We start from the raw sequence: 19,699 nt of genomic DNA, 5'->3' as shown, positions 1-19,699 counted from the left end.
AGAACACACCAGCATGGCGAACAGCACCGTCGAGAAGCTGACCCCGACCCGGGTCAAGCTCAGCATCACGGTCACCCCCGAAGACCTCAAGCCCAGCATCTCGCACGCCTACGAGCACATCGCGCAGGACGTCCAGATCCCCGGCTTCCGCAAGGGCAAGGTTCCCGCCCCGATCATCGATCAGCGCATCGGCCGCGGCGCCGTCATCGAGCACGCCGTGAACGAGGGCCTCGATCGCTTCTTCCGCGACGCGACCACCGAGCACAAGCTCCGCGTCGTCGGCCGTCCGTCGGCCGAGATCATCGAGTGGCCGAGCGAGAAGGACTTCTCGGGCGACCTGCTCGTCGACATCGAGGTGGACGTGCGCCCCGACATCGAGCTCCCCGACTACGCGGGCATCACGCTGACCGTCGACGCCGTCGAGGCGGACGACGCGGCGCTCGACGCCGAGCTCGAGAACATGCGCGCACGCTTCGGCACGCTCGTCCCCGTCGACCGCCCCGCAGCGAAGGGCGACTTCGTCGAGCTCGACCTGGTCGCCACGATCGACGGCGCCGAGATCGACCGCGCCGAGGGCGTCTCGTACGAGGTCGGCTCCGGCGAGCTGCTCGAGGGCATCGACGACGCGATCGAGTCGCTGACCGCCGGTGAGGACACCACGTTCCGCTCGACCCTCGTCGGCGGCGACCACGCCGGCTCCGAGGCCGAGGTCGCCGTGTCGGTCAAGGCGGTCAAGGAGCGTGAGCTCCCCGAGGCCGACGACGACTTCGCGCAGATCGCGAGCGAGTTCGACACGATCGCCGAACTCCGTGAGAGCCTCGCCGAGCGCGTCTCACAGCAGGGCGTCTTCACGCAGGGCTCCGCCGCCCGCGACAAGCTCGTCGAGACGCTGCTCGAGCAGATCGAGATCCCCGTGCCGCCGCAGCTCATCGAGGACGAGGTGCACAACCACCTCGAGGGCGAGGGGCGTCTCGAGGACGACGTGCACCGCGCCGAGGTCACCGAGGCGAGCGAGAAGCAGTTCCGCACGCAGGTGCTGCTCGACACGATCGCCGAGCAGGCCGACGTGCAGGTCTCGCAGGAGGAGCTCTCGCAGTACCTCATCCAGTCGGCCGCCCAGTACGGCATGGCTCCGCAGGAGTTCGTCGAGGCGCTGCAGTCGTCGAACCAGCTCCCCGCCCTCGTCGGCGAGGTCGCGCGCAACAAGGCCCTCGCGATCGCGCTCGGCAAGGTGAAGGTCGTCGACACCAACGGCAAGGCCGTCGACCTGTCCGACTTCATCGTGACCGACGACGACGCCGCTGACGAGGCCGAGGCAGCCGAGGCCGCCGACGAGAAGCCGGCCAAGAAGGCTCCGGCCAAGAAGGCTCCCGCGAAGAAGGCCGCCAAGAAGGACGACGACGCCGAGGCCGACGAGAAGCCGGCCAAGAAGCCCGCCGCCAAGAAGGCTCCGGCCAAGAAGGCTGCCGACAAGGGCGAGTGATCGATCGCGATCTCGAAAGGGGCGGATGCTGCGGCATCCGCCCCTTTCTCGTCACACACGACCTTCCGAGGAGGAGACATGAAGAGCTGGGATGAGCGGATCGACGAGGTGTGGGCCGAGGCATCCGGCGAGGAGGTCGGCGACGACACCATCGCCCGGATCGACGCCCTCGCCGCGGAGCGGGGGAGCGATGACGCCCGAGCGGAGTTCGAGCGCGCCGGCGCGCGCGACTCCGCCGGCCGCCCCGCGGAAGCGGTCGCCCTGTACCGGCGGGCCCTCGAGCTCGGGCTGGACGAGGAGCACCGTCCGCAGTGCGTGATCCAGCTCGCGAGCTCACTGCGCAACCTCGGCCGGTACGACGAGGCGCTCGAGGTCATCACGGCCGAGGAGGAGCGCTCGGCAGACAGCCCGTATCGCGACGCGGTCGCGACGGTGCACGCGCTCGTCCTGGCCAGTGGTGGCAAGCCCGCTACCGGGCTGTCTGTGGCGCTGCTCGCGCTGGTGGCGCACCTGCCGCGGTACCACCGGTCGATGACGGCCTATGCCCATGAGATCGCGGATCTCGACACCTGATATGCCGACGGCGAACACGGCCTGGGCGCCGTGTTGTCGCCGGTAGATTCGAATCACTGAAACACGGAATCAGGAGCTGACATGGCTGCAGAACCCCTCCTCGCGACGAGCGTCTTCGACAGGCTGTTGAAGGACCGCATCATCTGGCTGGGATCAGAGGTGCGTGACGAGAACGCCAACGAGATCTGCGCGAAGATCCTACTTCTCGCCGCAGAGGACTCGGAAAAGGACATCTACCTCTACATCAACTCGCCCGGCGGCTCCATCACCGCGGGAATGGCGATCTACGACACGATGCAGTTCGTGCCGAACGACATCGTCACGGTCGGCATCGGAATGGCCGCGTCGATGGGTCAGCTCCTGCTGACCGCCGGCACCAAGGGCAAGCGCTACATCACCCCGAACGCCCGCGTGCTCCTGCACCAGCCGCACGGTGGCTTCGGCGGCACGTCGAGCGACATCCAGACCCAGGCCCAGCTCATCGTCTCGATGAAGAACCGCCTGGCCGAGATCACCGCCGCGCAGACCGGCAAGTCGGTCGAGCAGATCAACGAAGACGGTGACCGCGACCGCTGGTTCACCGCCGATGAGGCCCTCGAGTACGGCTTCGTCGACCACATCCGCGAGTCCGCCACCGACGTCGTCGGCGGCGGCGGCACGGACGCCAACTGAGAGAGCGAGAGGAATCTTCATGTACACACCCACCTTCCGCTCCGCCGGTGACCTGCCTTCCAGCCGCTACGTCCTGCCGCAGTTCGAGGAGCGCACGGCCTACGGCTTCAAGCGTCAGGACCCGTACAACAAGCTGTTCGAAGACCGTGTGATCTTCCTGGGCGTACAGGTCGACGACGCGTCGGCCGACGACGTCATGGCGCAGCTGCTCGTGCTCGAGAGCCAGGACGCCGAGCGCGACATCACCATGTACATCAACTCGCCCGGTGGCTCGTTCACGGCCATGACCGCGATCTACGACACCATGCAGTACGTCGCGCCGCAGATCCAGACGGTCGTGCTCGGCCAGGCCGCGTCCGCGGCATCCGTGCTTCTCGCGGCGGGCGCTCCTGGTAAGCGCCTCGCGCTGCCCAACGCCCGCGTGCTCATGCACCAGCCGGCGATGGGCGAGGCCGGCCACGGACAGGCCTCCGACATCGAGATCCAGGCGGCGGAGATCCTTCGCATGCGCACCTGGCTCGAGGAGACCATGGCCCGCCACACCGGCAAGCCGGTCGAGCAGGTCAACCGTGACATCGACCGCGACAAGATCCTGTCGGCTGCCGAGGCTCACGAGTACGGCATCGTCGACCAGGTGCTCAGTTCGCGCAAGCGCGCCTGACCACGGTCGTCCACGAGAGGACGTCGGCCCACGGGCCGGCGTCCTCTTCTCGTTCCTGCGGATGCGCGGAGCGGTGCGACACTTCTGCTCATATGAGCACGCGGATGCGCGAACGGTGATTCCGACGTACCCTGGACGGGGAAGGAGGATGCCGTGGAAGATGAACTGATCATGGTGCGAGTCGCCGAGCTGTACTACGACGAGGACAAGACGCAGGACGAGATCGGCGCCCTCCTCAAGCTCTCCCGGTGGAAGGTCGGACGTCTGCTCACGCAGGCGCGCGAGCGCGGTATCGTCCGTATCGAGATCATCCACCCGCGCGCCCGTCGCCTCGGTCTCGAGCGCGACCTCGTCGAGCGGTACGGTCTGTCCGCGGCCGTCGTCGTCCCGGCACCCGACGGCGATGACGGCACCCTGGAGCGCGTAGCGCAGGCCGCCGCCGACTACCTCAGCGCCATGCGCCCCGTGCCCCGCACGCTCGGCGTGAGCTGGGGGCGCACACTCCGCGCGGTCGCGGAGGCCCTGCCCGACGGCTGGGCGACCGGCGTCACGGTCGTGCAGCTCAACGGGGGAGTCAGCCTCAACCGGCGTTCCGGGGGCGCTGCCGGACTCGCGGTCACGATCGCGCAGCGCGCCTCAGGGCACGTGTCGCTGCTTCCGAGCCCCGCGATCCTCGAGCGCGTCGAGACGAAGCAGGCCATCGAAGCAGACCGCACCGTCGCCACCGTGCTCGAGGAGGCCGGCCAGGCTCAGGCGTTCCTCTTCACCGCCGGTCCGTGCGACGCCAGCTCCGCGCACGTCGAGAACGGCTACCTGACGGCATCCGACGTCGAGGAGCTCGCCCGCCGCGGCGCCGTCGGCGACCTGCTCGGGCGCTACATCGACGCCGACGGCAACATCGTCGACCCGCAGCTCGACTCGCGCACGGTCGGCGTCGACCTCGCACGGCTACGCGAGGCGGAGCGAGCCATCTTCGTCACCGCGGGCGAGGCCAAGCACGACATCGCGCGCACGGTCGTGGCCAACGGCCTGTGCAGCGTCCTGGTGACAGACGAGACCACAGCACGAGCATTGTTGGAGGAACGATGACGACCCAAGAACTCAGCCGCAGATCGGCGGTGGACGTGCTCGGCGGAGAACCCGACGACGCGACGCTCCGCCGCTTCCTGCACGGACTCCCCGGCGTCGCCGTCGGGCTCGAACAGCGCGCAGCGGGACTCGGGACGCGGTCGATCAAGACGACCTCGAAGGCATGGGCGCTCGACACGATCATCAGGCTGATCGACCTCACCACGCTCGAGGGCGCTGACACGCCCGGCAAGGTGCGGTCGCTGGTGGCGAAGGCCAAGAACCCGGATGCCGCGGACCAGACCACCCCGAAGGTCGCCGCCGTGTGCGTGTACGGAGACATGGTGCCGGACGCCGTCGACGCGCTGGGAGCGATGCACGGCGACCCTGACGACGGCCTGATCTCCGTCGCCGCCGTCGCCACGGCCTTCCCGAGCGGGCGTTCGTCGCTCGCCATCAAGCTGGCCGACACCGCCGAGGCCGTGGCCGCCGGCGCCGACGAGATCGACATGGTCATCGACCGCGGCGCATTCCTGGCCGGCCGTTACGGTCTCGTCTTCGACCAGATCGCGCAGGTCAAGGAAGCCTGCCGCCGCGCTGACGGCTCCTACGCATCGCTCAAGGTGATCCTCGAGACGGGAGAGCTGAACACCTATGACAACATCAAGCGGGCGTCGTGGCTCAGCATCCTGGCCGGAGGCGACTTCATCAAGACGTCGACCGGCAAGGTGCAGCCCGCGGCCACCCTGCCGACCACGCTTCTCATGCTCGAGACCGTCCGCGACTGGTACCGCGGCACCGGGCAGCGCATCGGCGTGAAGCCGGCCGGCGGCATCCGCGCGTCGAAGGACGCGGTGAAGTACCTGGTCACCGTCGCCGAGACCGTGGGGGAGGAGTGGCTGCAGCCGCACCTGTTCCGCTTCGGTGCGTCGAGCCTGCTCAACGACGTGCTGCTGCAGAGGCAGAAGCTCACCACCGGCCACTACTCCGGCCCCGACTACGTCACGATCGACTGAGGACGAGATATGTCATTCCTGGAATACGCTCCGGCACCGGAGTCGAAGGCCGTGCTGAACCTCAAGGACAGCTACGGCCTGTTCATCGACGGCGAGTTCGTCGACGGCTCCGGCGCGAGCTTCACCTCGATCTCTCCCGCCGACGAGTCCCGCATCGCCGAGATCGCCTCGGCCACGGACGAGGACATCGACCGTGCGGTCGCCGCCGCGCGCCGCGCCTATGACAAGACGTGGTCGCGCATGAGTGGACGCGACCGCGGCAAGTACCTCTTCCGCATCGCGCGCCTCGTGCAGGAGCGCGCTCGCGAGCTCGCCGTCGCGGAGAGCCTCGACAACGGCAAGCCGATCAAGGAGAGCCGCGACGTCGACGTGCCGCTGGTCGCCTCCTGGTTCTTCTACTACGCGGGCTGGGCCGACAAGCTCGACTACGCCGGCCTCGGTGCGAACCCGCGCGCGCTCGGCGTGGCCGGCCAGGTCATCCCCTGGAACTTCCCGCTGCTCATGCTCGCGTGGAAGCTCGCGCCCGCCCTCGCGGCCGGCAACACCGTGGTGCTGAAGCCGGCCGAGACGACGCCGCTCACGGCGCTGATCTTCGCCGAGATCCTCCAGCAGGCCGACCTCCCCGCCGGTGTCGTGAACATCGTGACCGGCGCCGGAGCCACCGGCGCTGCGCTCGTCCGTCACCCCGACGTCGACAAGGTCGCGTTCACGGGCTCGACGGGGGTGGGGCGCGACATCGCGCGCGCCGTCGCCGGCACGAACAAGAAGCTGACGCTGGAGCTCGGCGGCAAGGCCGCGAACATCGTGTTCGACGACGCCCCCATCGACCAGGCCGTCGAGGGGATCGTCAACGGCATCTTCTTCAACCAGGGGCACGTGTGCTGCGCGGGCAGCCGGTTGCTCGTGCAGGAGTCGATCCATGACGAGGTGATCGACCGGCTCAAGAACCGCCTGTCGACCCTGCGTCTCGGCGACCCGCTCGACAAGAACACCGACATCGGGGCCATCAACTCGGCGGCCCAGCTGGCCCGCATCCGGGAGCTCAGCGACATCGGCGAGGCGGAGGGCGCGGAGCGCTGGACCGCGGACTGCGCGATCCCGCAGAAGGGATTCTGGTTCGCGCCGACGATCTTCACGGGCGTCGAGGCGTCGCACCGGATCGCTCGCGACGAGGTCTTCGGCCCCGTGCTGTCGGTGCTCACGTTCCGCACTCCGGCAGAGGCGATCGCGAAGGCGAACAACACCCCGTACGGCCTGTCGGCGGGGATCTGGTCTGACAAGGGCTCCCGCATCCTCGCGGTCGCCGACCGTCTGCGCGCAGGCGTCGTCTGGGCCAACACGTTCAATCGATTCGACCCGTCGAGCCCGTTCGGCGGTTACAAGGAGTCCGGCTACGGCCGCGAAGGCGGGCGCCAGGGTCTCACCGCGTACCTGAAGGGGGCCGCAGCATGAGCAAGCGACTCAGTGTTCCGAAGACGTACAAGCTCGCGATCGGCGGGGCGTTCCCGCGCAGCGAGTCCGGACGCACCTACGAGGTTCTCTCGGCGAAGGGCGCGTTCCTCGCCAACGCGGCGAAGGGGTCGCGGAAGGACGCCAGGGATGCCGTCGTCGCCGCGCGCGCCGCGGTGAAGGGCTGGTCGGGCGCGACCGCGTACAACCGCGGCCAGGTGCTCTACCGTGTCGCCGAGGTGCTCGAGGGTCGTCGCGCGCAGTTCATCGACGAGATCTCGGCCCAGGAGGGGCTCTCGTCGTCGGCGGCGTCCGCCCAGGTTGACGAGGCGATCGACCTGTGGGTCTGGTACGCGGGCTGGTGCGACAAGTACGCGCAGGTCGCCGGCAACGCGAACCCGGTCTCAGGTCCGTACTTCAACATCTCGGTGCCCGAGCCCACCGGCGTCGTCGCGATCGTCGCTCCGCAGGATTCCGCGCTGCTCGGCCTCGTGTCGGTCGTCGCCCCGGCGCTGGTCGCCGGGAACACCGTGGTCGTGGTCGCCAGCGAGCGGCATCCGCTCTCGGCCATCAGCCTCGCGGAGGTGCTCGCGACGAGTGACGTGCCCGGTGGCGTCGTGAACGTGCTCACGGGATCGCCGGCCGAGATCGCGCCGTGGCTCGCCTCGCACCAGGACGTCAACGCGCTCGATCTCGCCGGAGCCGGGGATCTGGACTGGGTCGACATGCAGATCGCCGCCGCCGAGACGCTGAAGCGCGTCCTGGCGCCCGGAGCTGTCGCCGCCTCGCCCGAGCGGATCGCCGCGTTCACCGAGGTGAAGACGGTCTGGCACACCAAGAGCATGGTCTGACGCCCGCTCGCGAGCCGACGCCCCTGTCTGCTGCCGAAGCCCCTGCTGATTCACGCGAATAAGCAGGGGCTTCGGCGATCAGCAGGGGCGTCGAGTGACAGATGCCGCATCCGCTCTGCGCCGACGGAGCGGCGTCCGAACTCGCGGAGCCCCGGGCACGCGCCAATGCGTCCCTGTGTCGGATGCACCGGTTAGGCTCAGTAGACGATCTCTGGATCCCTCGAGGAGGACGCGCATGGCCCGTATCGGTGAAAGCGCTGACCTGTTCAAGTGCTCGTTCTGCGGGAAGAGCCAGAAGCAGGTGCAGCAGCTCATCGCTGGCCCCGGTGTGTACATCTGCGACGAATGCGTCGAGCTGTGCAACGAGATCATCGAGGAGCGCATGGCGGAATCGTCCGCAGAGGGCACCGCGGACTTCGAACTGCCGAAGCCCCGCGAGATCTTCTCCTTCCTCGAGGAGTACGTCGTCGGACAGGAGCCCGCCAAGAAGGCCCTGGCCGTAGCGGTCTACAACCACTACAAGCGCATCCGCGCGCACGGCACGCTGCAGCCGGCAGAGCAGAAGGCCGAGAGCGTCGAGATCGCCAAGAGCAACATCCTGCTCATCGGGCCGACGGGCTGCGGCAAGACGTACCTGGCGCAGACGCTGGCGAAGCGTCTGAACGTGCCGTTCGCGGTCGCCGATGCCACCGCGCTCACGGAGGCCGGTTACGTCGGCGAAGACGTCGAGAACATCCTCCTCAAGCTCATCCAGGCAGCCGACTACGACGTCAAGCGCGCTGAGCAGGGCATCATTTACATCGACGAGGTCGACAAGATCGCCCGCAAGGCCGAGAATCCGTCGATCACGCGCGACGTGTCTGGTGAGGGCGTGCAACAGGCGCTTCTCAAGATCATCGAGGGAACGGTCGCGTCGGTCCCGCCTCAGGGCGGTCGCAAGCACCCGCACCAGGAGTTCCTGCAGATCGACACCTCGAACGTGCTGTTCATCGTCGCGGGAGCCTTCGCCGGACTCGAGGACATCGTCTCGGCGCGCGTCGGCAAGCATGGCATCGGCTTCGGCGCTCCGCTGCACGACAAGGGCAAGGATCTCGACCTGTTCAGCGAGGTGCTGCCGGAAGACCTGCACAAGTTTGGCCTGATCCCCGAGTTCATCGGTCGTCTCCCCGTCGTGACGAACGTGTCGCCGCTCGACCAGGATGCTCTCATCGACATCCTCACCGGCCCGCGCAACGCCCTGGTCAAGCAGTACCAGCGTATGTTCGAGCTCGACGGCGTCGAGCTCGAGTTCGAGGATGATGCCCTCCGGTCGATCGCCGACCTCGCGGTCGAGCGCAAGACAGGCGCCCGCGGGCTGCGCGCCATCCTCGAAGACGTGCTCGGGCCGATCATGTTCGAGATCCCCTCGGCCGAAGACGTCGCCAAGGTCATCGTCACCCGCGCGGCCGTCGAAGAGGGCGCGCCGCCCACCATCGTCATGGAGCGCAAGCGCAAGAGCGCCTGATCGTGCGACCGGAGCCGTGGGAGGTCCTCTCCCGACGCGTGCTCGTCGAGGACGATTGGATCCGCCTCCGGGCCGATGACTGCCGTGCGAGCGGCGGTCGGTCGATCGCGCCGTACTACGTGCTCGAGTATCCCGACTGGGTGTCGGTCCTGGCGCTCGATCGCGACGGCCAGGCGATCGTCGTCGACGAGTACCGTCACGGCGGAGGGGTGATCGCACTGGGCACGATCGGCGGCGGGGTCGCAGTCGGCGAGACCCCGGCTGCAGCGGCCGCACGGGAGCTGCGCGAGGAGACCGGCTACGCCTCCGCCGAGATCGTCGACCTCGGTGCGACGTGGGCGAACTTCGGACACCAGACGAACCGAGTCCACCACTTCCTCGCTCGAGGATGCCGTGTCGTCGGCGACCCGGAGCCCGACGAGAACGAGACGATCTCGGTGCAGATCCTGCCGATGGAGACACTGGGTGAGCAGCTGCGTCAGAGCTACCACCAGCTGACCTGGTTCAAGGCCAGAGACTGGATCGCTCGGGAGACCACGGCGGCCGGACGATGACGACCCGGCAACCTGCAGCTCTCGGAACCGTCGTCGCGCTCGGGGGCGGCGGGTTCTCGATGTCGGATGAGGGAGGCTCCGCTCTCGACGACCACCTCCTGGATCTGACAGGTGTGGACCGGCCACGGGTGTGCCTCGTGCCGACAGCCAGCGGGGACTCGTCCGACTACAGCCGCCGCTTCGCCGACGCGTTCGCGGGTCGTGCCGAGACCTCGGTGCTGTCGTTGTTCGCCACTCCGCCGCACGGGTACCGCGATCCGCGGGTCCTGCTGGATCAAGACGTGATCTACGTCGGCGGTGGGTCGACCGCGAACCTGCTCGCCGTCTGGGGTCTGCACGGGCTCCCCGCCATCCTCCGCGAGGCCGCGAAGAACGGAACGATCCTGGCAGGGATCAGCGCGGGGATGAACTGCTGGTTCGACCAGAGCTCGACCGACTCGTTCGGACCGCTCGCTCCGCTGCGCGACGGACTGGGGTTCATCGAGGGCAGCGCCTGCCCGCACTATCTCGGCGAACCGGGTCGGCGGGATCAGTACCTCGACTGGGTGCGCCGCGGGGACCTCGCGGGCGGATACGCCGCCGACGACTTCACCGCGCTCGTGTTCCGCGATGGAGTGCTGACCGATGCCGTCGCCGAGCGGGCGGGGCGTACGGCCTTCCGCGTCCGCCGCGGGGGAGACGGCGTGATCGAGGACCCCATCGAGGTGCGAACGCTGGGCTGACACAGTTGACTCAGGGCGTCAACCCGCGGCGCTTGAGGAGCGGGGCGATCTCGGCATCCCGTCCCCGAAAGTCCCGGTAGGCCTCGAGCGGATCCTTCGACCCGCCCACGCCGAGAAGCCGCTGTCGGAACCTGTCGCCGTTCTCCCTGGTCAGGCCGCCGTTCTCTCGGAACCAGTCGACGGTGTCGGCGTCGAGCACCTCGCTCCAGATGTATGAGTAGTACCCGGCGCTGTATCCGCCGGAGAAGACGTGGGCGAAGTACGCGGACGAGTACCGGGTGGGGACGGCGGGGTCGTCGAGGCCGATCTCAGACAGGGCCGATGCCTCGAACGCCGCCGCGTCGGTCACGCTCTCGTCCGGGCCGATCCGGTGCCACGCCTGGTCGAGCCATGCGGCGGCGAGGTACTCGCTCGTGGCGTGCCCCTGATCGAACGTCTCGGCGGAGCGCAGACGTTCGATGACCGCGGCATCCAGGGGCTCTCCCGTGACGTGATGACGGGCGTAGTTGTCGAGGACCTCGGGCCACAGGATCCACATCTCGTTCACCTGGCTGGGGAACTCCACGAAGTCGCGGAAGACATTGGTCCCGGCGAAGTGCGGGTACGTGACCACAGCGAACAATCCGTGCAGGGCGTGACCGAACTCGTGGAACAGGGTGGTGACCTCGTCGAGCGTGAGCAGAGTCGGCTCGCCGTCCGCGGGCTGGGGGACGTTGAGATTGTTGACGACGACCGGACGCGTGCCGCGGAGTCGTGACTGGCTCACGATCGGGTTCATCCATGCGCCGCCCCGTTTCGAGTCGCGCGTGTACAGGTCGAGGACGTACAGCCCGAGCTCCGAGCCGTCGTCATTGCGCACCTCGAACACTCGGGCGCCCGGGTGGTACGCCACGAGGTCGGCGCGCTCCGCGAACGTCACGCCGTACAGCTGGGTGGCAGCGAAGAACACGCCGTCGTGCAGCACCCGCTCGGCCTCGAACCACGGCCGAAGAGCCGCCGTGTCGATGTCGTAGCGCGCCGCGCGCACCTTCTCGGTGTAGAACGCCCAGTCATGGGCTTCGACGGGGAAGGGCTCCGGTTCGAGCTCGTCGACGATCTCCTGCAGCGCGGCCCGTTCGGTGGACGCGTTACGCGCCGACGGTGCGGCGAGCTCGCGCAGCATCCGCTCGACGGCCTCCGGTGTGCCGGCGGTCTCGTCGGCCGTGACGTACGCGGCGTGCGAGGGGTACCCCAGCAGCGCCGCGCGCTCCGCGCGCAGCCGGGCGATCTCGATGAGCACGGATCGATTGTCGTTCGCGTTGCCCCGCGACGCCCTGCTCCGGGACGCCTCCATGATGCGCCGGCGCGACTCGCGATTCTTCAGCTGCGACAGATACGGGTGGCCGGTGAAGAGGGGCAGCGAGACCACGTAGCCGTCGACACCGCGCTCCGCGGCGGAGCGCGCCGCCGCGGAGAGTTCGCCCGCGCCGAGTCCCGCGAGCTCGTCCTCGGTCTCGAACACGACGGCCAGGTCGTTGGTGTCATTGAGCAGATTCCGCTCGAAGGTGTTGCTGAGCGTCGAGAGCTGCTGGTTCAGGAGGGTCAGTCGTGCCTTCGCCTCGTCGTCGAGCGCCGCACCGGCGTGCGTCATCTCGCGGTAGTGGCGTTCCACGAGGTACCGCTGCTCCGCGTCGAGGTCGAGGTCGTCGAGCTGCGAGTGGACCTGCTGCACGCGCCAGTACAGTGCGCCGTCGAGCGTCACGGCGTCGTGGTGAGCGGCCATCAGGGGGGCCAGCTGCTCGTCGACGGCCTGGATCTCGGGTGTCGCGTCGGCTGAGCTCACGGTGTAGAACGCGTGCGAGACGCGCTCGAGCAGCTCGCCTGAGCGCTCCAGTGCCTCGATGGTGTTCTCGAACGTCGGCATCGAGCGCACCATCGTGATGCGGGAGACTTCCCGGCGGTGCTCGTCGAACGCGGCGCGGAACGCCGGGAGATAGTGCTCCGGGCGGATGCGGGTGTAGTCGGGGAGTCCGTACGGGAGAGTCGACGGCTGCAGCAGCGGGTTGGGGGCGTCGGTCATCCTCTGAGCCTAGCCATCGCGCGCTCGAGGGCCTCGACGACCAGACGTACGGAGCGGCGGCGCAGATTCTCCGGACGGGCGAGCACGTCGATGAGGCGATGCGTCGACACTCCGCGCAGCGGCAGCCTCACGATGTCGTGGTCGTCGACCGTGCGGGAGGTGTAGCGGGGCAGCATGCCGATGACCCCTCCTGCGGCGATGACCGCGGCGACGGCGCCGTAGTCGTTGATGCGGTGCCGGATCTCGACGGGTCGACCGGCCACCGCCGCCACTGCCGCGAGGACGTCGTCGGGGGAGTAGCCGGCTCGGCTCGTCACCCAGGGGCCGTCGACCACGTCGAGCGGCGTCACGCGCGAGCGGTGGGCGAGCGGGTGCGCTGCCGCGACCGCGACGTCGAGAGGCTCCTTCACGAGCGTCATGCTGCGCATCCCCTGCGAGGGCCACGGGGCGGAGTGCTCCATGCGGTGGGCGAGCACGAGATCGTAGCGAGCCGTGAGACCGGGGAACTCGCTCTGCGCGACGTCCTCATCCGTGAGCTCGACCGTGGGTGCGTCATCGCCGAGCTCGCGGAACAGTTCGCCGAAGAGGGCTTGACCGACGCTGTGGAATCCACTCACCGTGACGATTCCGGCGGGGTCGCTCTCGAAGTCGTCGATCGAGGTGCGCGCCGCCGCGATCGCATCGATCGCCTCGGCGCCCGCGGCAGCGAGCACCTGCCCGGCGGCCGTGAGTGCGAGACGCCGACCCTCCCTCCGGGTGAGGGGAGTGCGGAAGCCGCGCTGCAGGGCGGCGAGATGCTGCGACACGGCGGACGGTGTCACCGACAGGGCATCGGCGACCGCGGCGACGCTGCCGAGGGCGCCGAGTTCACGCAGAATCTGCAGCTGGTGGATCTCCACATCCATAGCTTAGTGAGCGCTACACGGACTATGCAGAGATGTCGTCTTGTTCTAAATCGTCCGCCGCGATGTGATCGATACATGAGAGCTCTGTTCAAGGGTGAACGCGCCGCCGGCCTGGAACTCGTCGAGAGACCGGATCCCGTCGCCGCGCCCGACCAGGTGGTCATCCGCGTGCTTCGCACCGGTATCTGCGGCACCGACCTGCATATACACCGGTGGGACGACTGGGCCGCATCGGCGATCGACGCCCCGCTGATCCCCGGTCACGAGTTCTACGGAGAGGTCGTCGAGGTCGGACCGCTCGTGCACGACATCGCGGTGGGCGACCGCGTCTCGGGTGAGGGGCACATCGTGTGCGGTACCTGTCGCAACTGCCGGGCGGGTCGACGGCAGATGTGCATCCGCACGATCGGCCTCGGTCTGCAGCGCGACGGAGCGTTCGCCGAGTACCTCGCGCTGCCGGCGACGAACGTGTGGGTGCATCACGCCGACGTCACGCCCGAGCTCGGCGCGATCTTCGACCCGCTCGGCAACGCGGTGCACACGGCCCTCACCTATCCGCTTGTCGGCGAGGACCTGCTGGTCACCGGATGCGGGCCGATCGGCCTCATGGCGATCGCGGTGGCCCGGCACGCCGGAGCGCGGTTCATCACTGCCACCGATGTGAGTGCGCCACGGCTCGAGATGGCGACCCTCATGGGCGCGGACGAGGTCGTCGACGTCTCGCAGCGCGACATCCGCGACGCCCAGCACACCCTCGGCATGCGCGAGGGATTCGACATCGGCTTCGAGATGAGCGGGGCTCCCTCCGCGCTTCCGGCCATGATCGAGAACATGAACCATGGAGGACGCATCGCGATGCTGGGCCTTCCCAGCGACGGTTTCGGCATCGACTGGGGCAAGCTCGTCACCCACATGCTCACGATCAAGGGCATCTACGGCCGCGAGATGTTCGAGACATGGAACGCCATGGGCGCGATGCTGCAGACGAGCGCGACGCTGCGCGAGTCGATCGGCCGCGTCATCGCCGATGTGCTCCCGGCGAGAGACTGGGAGCGCGGTTTCGCGGCGGCGGAGTCCGCCGGCACGGGAAAGATCATCCTCGATTGGACGGAGCTGTGATGTACGGGACCTTCGGGAAGCATGTGGCGGCGGAGCTCGCCGGGATCGACGAGGCCGGCCTCACGAAGCGCGAGCGCGGAATCCGCGGTCCGCAGCGGGCCGAGATCACCGCGGACGGGGAGGAGGTTCTCAACTTCTGCGCCAACAACTACCTCGGTCTCGCCGACGACCCGCGGATCCTGGACGCCGCGAAGTCGGCGCTCGACGAATGGGGCTACGGTCTCGCGAGCGTGCGCTTCATCTGCGGTACTCAGGAGCAGCACCTCGAGCTCGAGCGCCGCCTGGCGGGCTTCCTCGGCACGGATGACGCGATCCTCTACTCCTCCTGCTTCGACGCCAACGGCGGAGTCTTCGAGACGCTGTTCTCCGCGGAGGACGCGATCATCTCCGACGAGCTGAACCACGCGTCGATCATCGACGGCATCCGGCTGTCGAAGGCCCGCCGCCTGCGCTATCGGAACCGCGACATGGCCGATCTCGAGGAGCAGCTGAAGGCGGCATCCGATGCCCGCTTCCGTGTCGTCGTCACGGACGGCGTGTTCTCGATGGACGGGTACATCGCACCGCTCGCCGAGATCTGCGACCTCGCGGAGCGGTACGACGCGCTCGTCTTCGTCGACGACTCCCACGCGGTCGGCTTCGTGGGGGAGAACGGTCGAGGCACGCCCGAGCTGTGCGGAGTCGCGGACCGCGTCGACATATACACCGGTACGTTCGGCAAGGCTCTCGGCGGCGCGTCCGGCGGCTACGTCGCCTCGCACGCCGACGTCGTCGCGCTGCTGCGCCAGCGTTCGCGCCCATACCTGTTCTCGAACACGCTGGCGCCGTCGATCGTCGCCGGTACGCTCACGGCTCTCGACCTCGTCGAGGGATCGGCCGATCTGCGGGCTCGGCTGCGAGAGAACGCGGCCCTCTTCCGCGAGCGGATGACGGAGGAGGGTTTCGACCTCCTGCCGGGGGAGCACCCCATCATCCCGGTGATGTTCGGCGACGCCGCCCTCACCGCGCGCATCGCCGCCGAGATGCAGCGCCAGGGTGTGTACGTGACGGCGTTCAGCTTCCCGGTGGTGCCGCGCGGGCTCGCGCGAATCCGCGTGCAGCTGTCGGCAGCCCACACCCCTGAGCAGGTCGAGCAGTGCGTCTCGGCGTTCGTCGCCGCGCGTGCAGCCGTGAGCTGACCAGTCGCAAAGATCCATTTGCAAAGAAATGCTTGCAAAGATAGTTTTGCAAGAGTATCTTTGCATGCATGGCCGACAAGAGAGAGTCCCGCAGCCTGGATGCCGGCGCGCTCAAGGCGCTCGCGCATCCACTGCGGGTGCGCATCTTCGATCTCCTGAGCGAGCGCGGTCCGCAGACCGCCAGCACGCTCGCCGCGCTCGTCGGGGAGACCTCGGGCTCCATGAGCTACCACTTGCGAGCCCTCGCCGCGCATGACCTGATCCGCGAGGTCGAAGGTCGAGGCACCGCCCGGGAACGGTGGTGGGAGCGCCCGAAGGGACGGATCAATCTGCCGGGTCCTGATGACACCATGACCCCGTCGAACCGCGCCTCGGCGCAGATCGTCACCTCGGAGTTCTTCCGGCTGCGTCACGAGACCCTCATGGCCTATCTCAATCGGTCGGAGGCGGAGATTCCCGAGGAGTGGCGCGACGCGGGCGTCATCATGACGACCTACCTCGACCTGACTGCCGATCAGATGGCAGAGCTCAAAGCTGAACTGGGCGCGGTCGTGGATCGCGTCGTCGACCGCTATCAGGGCCAGACCGGACCGGAGGTACGCCGAGTGACGCTCCGCACGGAGCTGTTCGACCTGCCGACCGCCGCACGGACGGAGGAATCATGACCAGCGCAGCCCTGCGCCTGACGGCGCCGACTCTCGTCGAGCGACGCATCCTCACCCTCGCCCGGCACCTCGAGGCGTTCGTCGAGCGCCGGATCGCGGCGCGCGCGGAGCGCCGGGAGATCGCCCTCGACATCCTCCGCGAGCAGCAGGCCCGACGGCACGACCCGCGAGCCGTCGAGCACCTGCTCGCGCAGATGGGCGTGCCGCGGCGCTGAGCCGACCGGAGTGCAGCGCGTTTCGTCTCGGTCGCTGCGCTCCCTCGCTCAACGACCCGCGGGTGGTGCGGGCGACCCGGCCAGGCTCAGTCCTCGAACGGGCGGGCGACGACGTCGCCGGATGCGGTCTGGACGACCTCCCAGCCGGCGTCGAGCTCGGCGATCGCCCGGCCCTCGAGCCAGGTGAGGGTCCACTGACCCGTGAGTCCCTTCGACTCCACCTCGGCGATCGCGGGGTGGAGCATCGAGGGGACGGACGCCGGCGGTTCCGCCCCGGTCGACCAGCGGGTGCCCAGCTGCATCATGCCTCATCGGCCGCAGCAAGCTCGATCGCGACGGCGAACTCCGCCGCTTCCGTGAACTCGAGTTCGGCGATGCGTCCGACCGCGCGCAGGTCGTCGGCCGCGGCGCGCAGCGCCTCGAGCTTGGCCGCCGGCGCCGCGATCTCGGCGCGCGAGACCGGTGTCTTCTGCGAGGCCTTCGCCTCGGTCTTCGCCCGGCGGATGCCGATCAGAGCCTCGCTCGCCGCGGAGAGCACCGCGGTGTCGCCGTCGATGGACAGGGGCTCGGGCCAGGATGCCGTGTGAACGGATCCCTCTTCGAACCACGACCAGACCTCCTCGGTCGCGAAGGAGATGACCGGCGCCAGCAGGCGCAGCAGTGTCGACAGGGCGAGGCGCAGCGCGAGCGCGGCCGAGGCCTGGCCGACGTTCGTCTGGTCGTAGGCGCGCTCCTTGACGAGCTCGAGGTAGTCGTCGCAGAAGGTCCAGAAGAAGGCCTCGGTGACCTCGAGGGCCTTGGCCTGGTCGTAGTTCTCGAACGCCTTGGTCGCCTCTACCACGACGGCGTCGAGCGCCGTCAGCATCGACGCGTCCAGGGCATGCGTCACCTGCGCGCCCTCCGGCACGGGGAACGAGAGCACGAACTTCGCGGCGTTGAGCACCTTGATCGCCAGCCTGCGGCCGATCTTCACCTGCGTCGGGTTCTGCGGGTCGAACGCCGCGTCCATGCCGAGGCGGCTCGACGCGGCCCAGTAGCGCACGGCATCCGATCCGTGGGCGTCGAGGATGTCGGCCGGAGTCACCACGTTGCCCTTGGACTTCGACATCTTCTTGCGGTCGGGGTCGACGATGAAGCCCGAGATCGCGGCGTTGCGCCACGGCGAGCGGCCGTCTTCGAGGGTCGAGCGCAGCATGGTCGAGAACAGCCAGGTGCGGATGATGTCCTGCCCCTGCGGGCGCAGGTCGAACGGCGCGGTGAGCTGCCACAGCTCCTCATCGCGCTGCCATCCTCCGGCGAGCTGGGGCGTCAGCGACGACGTGGCCCACGTGTCGAGGATGTCGGCTTCGGCGTCGAACCCGCCGGGTACGCCGCGCTGGTCCTCGGAGTAGCCCGCGGGCACATCGGTGGTCGGGTCGATCGGCAGTGCGGCGTGATCGGGTGTGAGCACACGGTCGTAGTCGCGCTCGCCGTTCTCGTCGAGGCCGTACCAGAGCGGGATCGGCACACCGAAGAACCGCTGACGCGACACGAGCCAGTCGCCCGTGAGGCCGCCGACCCAGTTCTCGTAGCGCACGCGCATGAAGTCGGGGTGGAAGGCAACGTCTTTGCCGTGCGCGAGCAGCTCGTCGCGGAGTTCGCTGTCGCGGGCACCGTTGCGGATGTACCACTGACGCGTGGACACGATCTCGAGCGGGCGGTCGCCCTTCTCGAAGAACTTCACGGCGTGGTTGAAGGGCTTGCCGACGGCGGTCATGTCGCCGGTCTCCTGCAGCTTCTCGACGATCGCCTTGCGCGCGGAGAACACGGTCTTGCCGGCGAGCTCGGCGGCGTACCAGTCGGCCGCCTCGGCGTTCGCCACGATCGACGGGGCGGTCGGAAGGAAGCGTCCGTCGAGACCGATCGTCGTCATGTTGGGCAGGTCGCGACCGTCGGCGGTGCGCAGCTCGCGCCACCAGATGATGTCGGTCACGTCGCCGAAGGTGCAGACCATCGCGGCGCCCGTGCCCTTGTCGGGCTGGGCGAGGTGGTGGCCGTGGATCTCGATCTCGGCACCGAAGAACGGTGTGCGCACCTTCGTGCCGATCAGGTGCTTGTGCGGACCCTCCGGGTGCGTCACGATCGCGATGCACGCGGGGAGCAGCTCGGGACGGGTGGTCTCGATCGTGATCGAGCCCGAGCCGTCGGCGAAGGGGAAATCGATCGTGTGGTACGCGGCCTGCTGGTCGCGGTCCTCGAGCTCTGCCTGCGCGATCGCGGAGCGGAAGTCGATGTCCCACAGTGTGGGCGCGAGGGACTGATAGGCCTCGCCGCGCTCGAGGTTGCGGAGGAACGCGAGCTGGCTCTGACGGATCGTGTCGTCGGAGATGGTGCGGTACGTCTGGGTCCAGTCGACGCTGAGGCCGAGCTGGCGGAACAGCGCCTCGAACTGCTTCTCGTCCTCGACCGTCAGGCGCTCGCACAGCTCGATGAAGTTGCGGCGGCTGATCGGCACCTGGTCGGCGGCGCGGCTCGACTTGTTGTCGCCGCCCTCGAACGGGGGAGTGAACTCCGCGTCGTACGGGAGCGACGGGTCGCAACGCACGCCGTAGTAGTTCTGCACGCGGCGCTCGGTCGGCAGGCCGTTGTCGTCCCAGCCCATCGGGTAGAACACCGTCTTGCCGCGCATGCGCTCGTAGCGGGCCTTCACGTCGGTGTGGGTGTACGAGAACACATGGCCGATGTGGAGGCTGCCGGACGCGGTCGGCGGGGGAGTGTCGATCGAGTAGACGCCCTCGCGGCCGGACTGGGCGGCGCGGATGCGGTCGAACAGGTAGGTGCCCTGCTCGGACCATGCGTCGCCCCACTTCGCTTCGAGGCCTTCGAGTACGGGCTTGTCAGGGATCTGAGAGAGTGCGGACTCGGACATGGAGGTCTCCTCGAGCGATGTATGCGGCACTGTGTGAGCGTGCCTGAGTGTGGGGTGTGGCTCCAGTGTACCGACCGCGGTCGTGCACGAGCCCGAC

19 protein-coding genes are annotated in these 19,699 nt (G+C 68.5%); 15 read left to right on the top strand and 4 right to left on the bottom strand.

Annotated features, from left to right (window positions below; genetic code table 11):
- The first annotated feature begins 13 nt into the window (after positions 1 to 13).
- From tig to M3195_RS14835, 11 genes are all read left to right on the top strand, one after another.
- Entirely contained in the window at positions 14 to 1,483 is a 1,470-nt protein-coding gene (gene tig / locus M3195_RS14885; protein WP_251588744.1) for a trigger factor, read from the top strand.
- Positions 1,484 to 1,561: 78 nt separating this feature from the next.
- Positions 1,562 to 2,056 (top strand): tetratricopeptide repeat protein, encoded by a 495-nt coding sequence (locus M3195_RS14880; RefSeq protein WP_251588743.1) that lies wholly within the window; start codon positions 1,562 to 1,564, stop codon positions 2,054 to 2,056.
- An 81-nt stretch (positions 2,057 to 2,137) separates the two neighbouring features.
- The gene (locus tag M3195_RS14875) at positions 2,138 to 2,728 is read left to right on the top strand and encodes an ATP-dependent Clp protease proteolytic subunit (protein ID WP_096715615.1); all 591 of its coding nucleotides are present in this window, start codon (positions 2,138 to 2,140) and stop codon (positions 2,726 to 2,728) included.
- Between the two features lie 19 nt (positions 2,729 to 2,747).
- Positions 2,748 to 3,389, top strand: coding sequence for an ATP-dependent Clp protease proteolytic subunit (locus tag M3195_RS14870; protein WP_096715614.1), 642 nt, complete (start codon positions 2,748 to 2,750; stop codon positions 3,387 to 3,389).
- Between the two features lie 153 nt (positions 3,390 to 3,542).
- Positions 3,543 to 4,478: a sugar-binding transcriptional regulator gene (locus M3195_RS14865; RefSeq protein ID WP_251588742.1), complete on the top strand. Its 936-nt coding sequence runs from the start codon at positions 3,543 to 3,545 to the stop codon at positions 4,476 to 4,478.
- Positions 4,475 to 5,473, top strand: coding sequence for a deoxyribose-phosphate aldolase (gene deoC, locus M3195_RS14860; protein WP_251588740.1), 999 nt, complete (start codon positions 4,475 to 4,477; stop codon positions 5,471 to 5,473). The genes M3195_RS14865 and deoC overlap by 4 nt, the downstream gene beginning before the upstream one ends.
- A gap of 9 nt (positions 5,474 to 5,482) precedes the next feature.
- A complete protein-coding gene (locus M3195_RS14855; RefSeq protein ID WP_251588738.1) occupies positions 5,483 to 6,925 on the top strand; it encodes an aldehyde dehydrogenase family protein in 1,443 nt (480 codons plus the stop codon).
- Positions 6,922 to 7,773, top strand: a complete 852-nt coding sequence (locus M3195_RS14850) for an aldehyde dehydrogenase family protein (RefSeq protein WP_251588736.1) — start codon at positions 6,922 to 6,924, stop codon at positions 7,771 to 7,773. Before M3195_RS14855 ends, M3195_RS14850 begins: the two co-directional genes overlap by 4 nt.
- A 235-nt stretch (positions 7,774 to 8,008) precedes the next feature.
- Complete coding sequence (clpX, locus tag M3195_RS14845; RefSeq protein WP_096715609.1) at positions 8,009 to 9,277, top strand: ATP-dependent Clp protease ATP-binding subunit ClpX; 1,269 nt, start codon at positions 8,009 to 8,011, stop codon at positions 9,275 to 9,277.
- A 2-nt stretch (positions 9,278 to 9,279) separates the two neighbouring features.
- Positions 9,280 to 9,831 carry an NUDIX hydrolase gene (locus tag M3195_RS14840; RefSeq protein ID WP_251588734.1) on the top strand — a complete coding sequence of 184 codons (552 nt, stop codon included), beginning with the start codon at positions 9,280 to 9,282 and terminating at the stop codon, positions 9,829 to 9,831.
- Positions 9,828 to 10,553: a Type 1 glutamine amidotransferase-like domain-containing protein gene (locus M3195_RS14835; RefSeq protein ID WP_251588732.1), complete on the top strand. Its 726-nt coding sequence runs from the start codon at positions 9,828 to 9,830 to the stop codon at positions 10,551 to 10,553. The genes M3195_RS14840 and M3195_RS14835 overlap by 4 nt, the downstream gene beginning before the upstream one ends.
- 10 nt (positions 10,554 to 10,563) lie before the next feature.
- On the opposite strand, the gene M3195_RS14830 is transcribed toward M3195_RS14835, so the two are convergent.
- Together M3195_RS14830 and M3195_RS14825 are read right to left on the bottom strand one after the other, a co-directional pair.
- Positions 10,564 to 12,612 (bottom strand): M3 family metallopeptidase, encoded by a 2,049-nt coding sequence (locus M3195_RS14830; protein ID WP_251588730.1) that lies wholly within the window; start codon positions 12,610 to 12,612, stop codon positions 10,564 to 10,566.
- Positions 12,609 to 13,511, bottom strand: a complete 903-nt coding sequence (locus M3195_RS14825) for a LysR family transcriptional regulator (protein ID WP_251588729.1) — start codon at positions 13,509 to 13,511, stop codon at positions 12,609 to 12,611. The genes M3195_RS14830 and M3195_RS14825 overlap by 4 nt, the downstream gene beginning before the upstream one ends.
- An 81-nt stretch (positions 13,512 to 13,592) precedes the next feature.
- On the opposite strand from M3195_RS14825, the gene tdh reads away from it, so the two are divergent.
- The 4 genes from tdh (at position 13,593) to M3195_RS14805 (ending at position 16,694) form a co-directional block, all read left to right on the top strand.
- Positions 13,593 to 14,636: an L-threonine 3-dehydrogenase gene (gene tdh / locus M3195_RS14820; RefSeq protein ID WP_251588727.1), complete on the top strand. Its 1,044-nt coding sequence runs from the start codon at positions 13,593 to 13,595 to the stop codon at positions 14,634 to 14,636.
- Complete coding sequence (locus M3195_RS14815) at positions 14,636 to 15,814, top strand: glycine C-acetyltransferase (RefSeq protein ID WP_251588725.1); 1,179 nt, start codon at positions 14,636 to 14,638, stop codon at positions 15,812 to 15,814. The genes tdh and M3195_RS14815 overlap by 1 nt, the downstream gene beginning before the upstream one ends.
- Positions 15,815 to 15,882: 68 nt before the next feature.
- Complete coding sequence (locus M3195_RS14810; RefSeq protein WP_251588722.1) at positions 15,883 to 16,479, top strand: ArsR/SmtB family transcription factor; 597 nt, start codon at positions 15,883 to 15,885, stop codon at positions 16,477 to 16,479.
- Positions 16,476 to 16,694, top strand: a complete 219-nt coding sequence (locus tag M3195_RS14805) for a hypothetical protein (RefSeq protein ID WP_251588720.1) — start codon at positions 16,476 to 16,478, stop codon at positions 16,692 to 16,694. Before M3195_RS14810 ends, M3195_RS14805 begins: the two co-directional genes overlap by 4 nt.
- An 86-nt stretch (positions 16,695 to 16,780) precedes the next feature.
- Here M3195_RS14805 and M3195_RS14800 read toward each other — a convergent pair whose 3' ends face one another.
- Both M3195_RS14800 and valS read right to left on the bottom strand, forming a co-directional pair.
- Complete coding sequence (locus M3195_RS14800) at positions 16,781 to 16,996, bottom strand: hypothetical protein (protein ID WP_251588718.1); 216 nt, start codon at positions 16,994 to 16,996, stop codon at positions 16,781 to 16,783.
- Positions 16,996 to 19,602: a valine--tRNA ligase gene (valS, locus tag M3195_RS14795; RefSeq protein ID WP_251588717.1), complete on the bottom strand. Its 2,607-nt coding sequence runs from the start codon at positions 19,600 to 19,602 to the stop codon at positions 16,996 to 16,998. The genes M3195_RS14800 and valS overlap by 1 nt, the downstream gene beginning before the upstream one ends.
- Between the last annotated feature and the right edge of the window lie 97 nt (positions 19,603 to 19,699).

Source organism: Microbacterium hydrocarbonoxydans (assembly GCF_023715885.1).
In the GTDB taxonomy this organism is placed as follows: Bacteria; Actinomycetota; Actinomycetes; order Actinomycetales; family Microbacteriaceae; genus Microbacterium; species Microbacterium hydrocarbonoxydans_C.
This window is presented reverse-complemented; position numbering and strand designations above follow the sequence as displayed.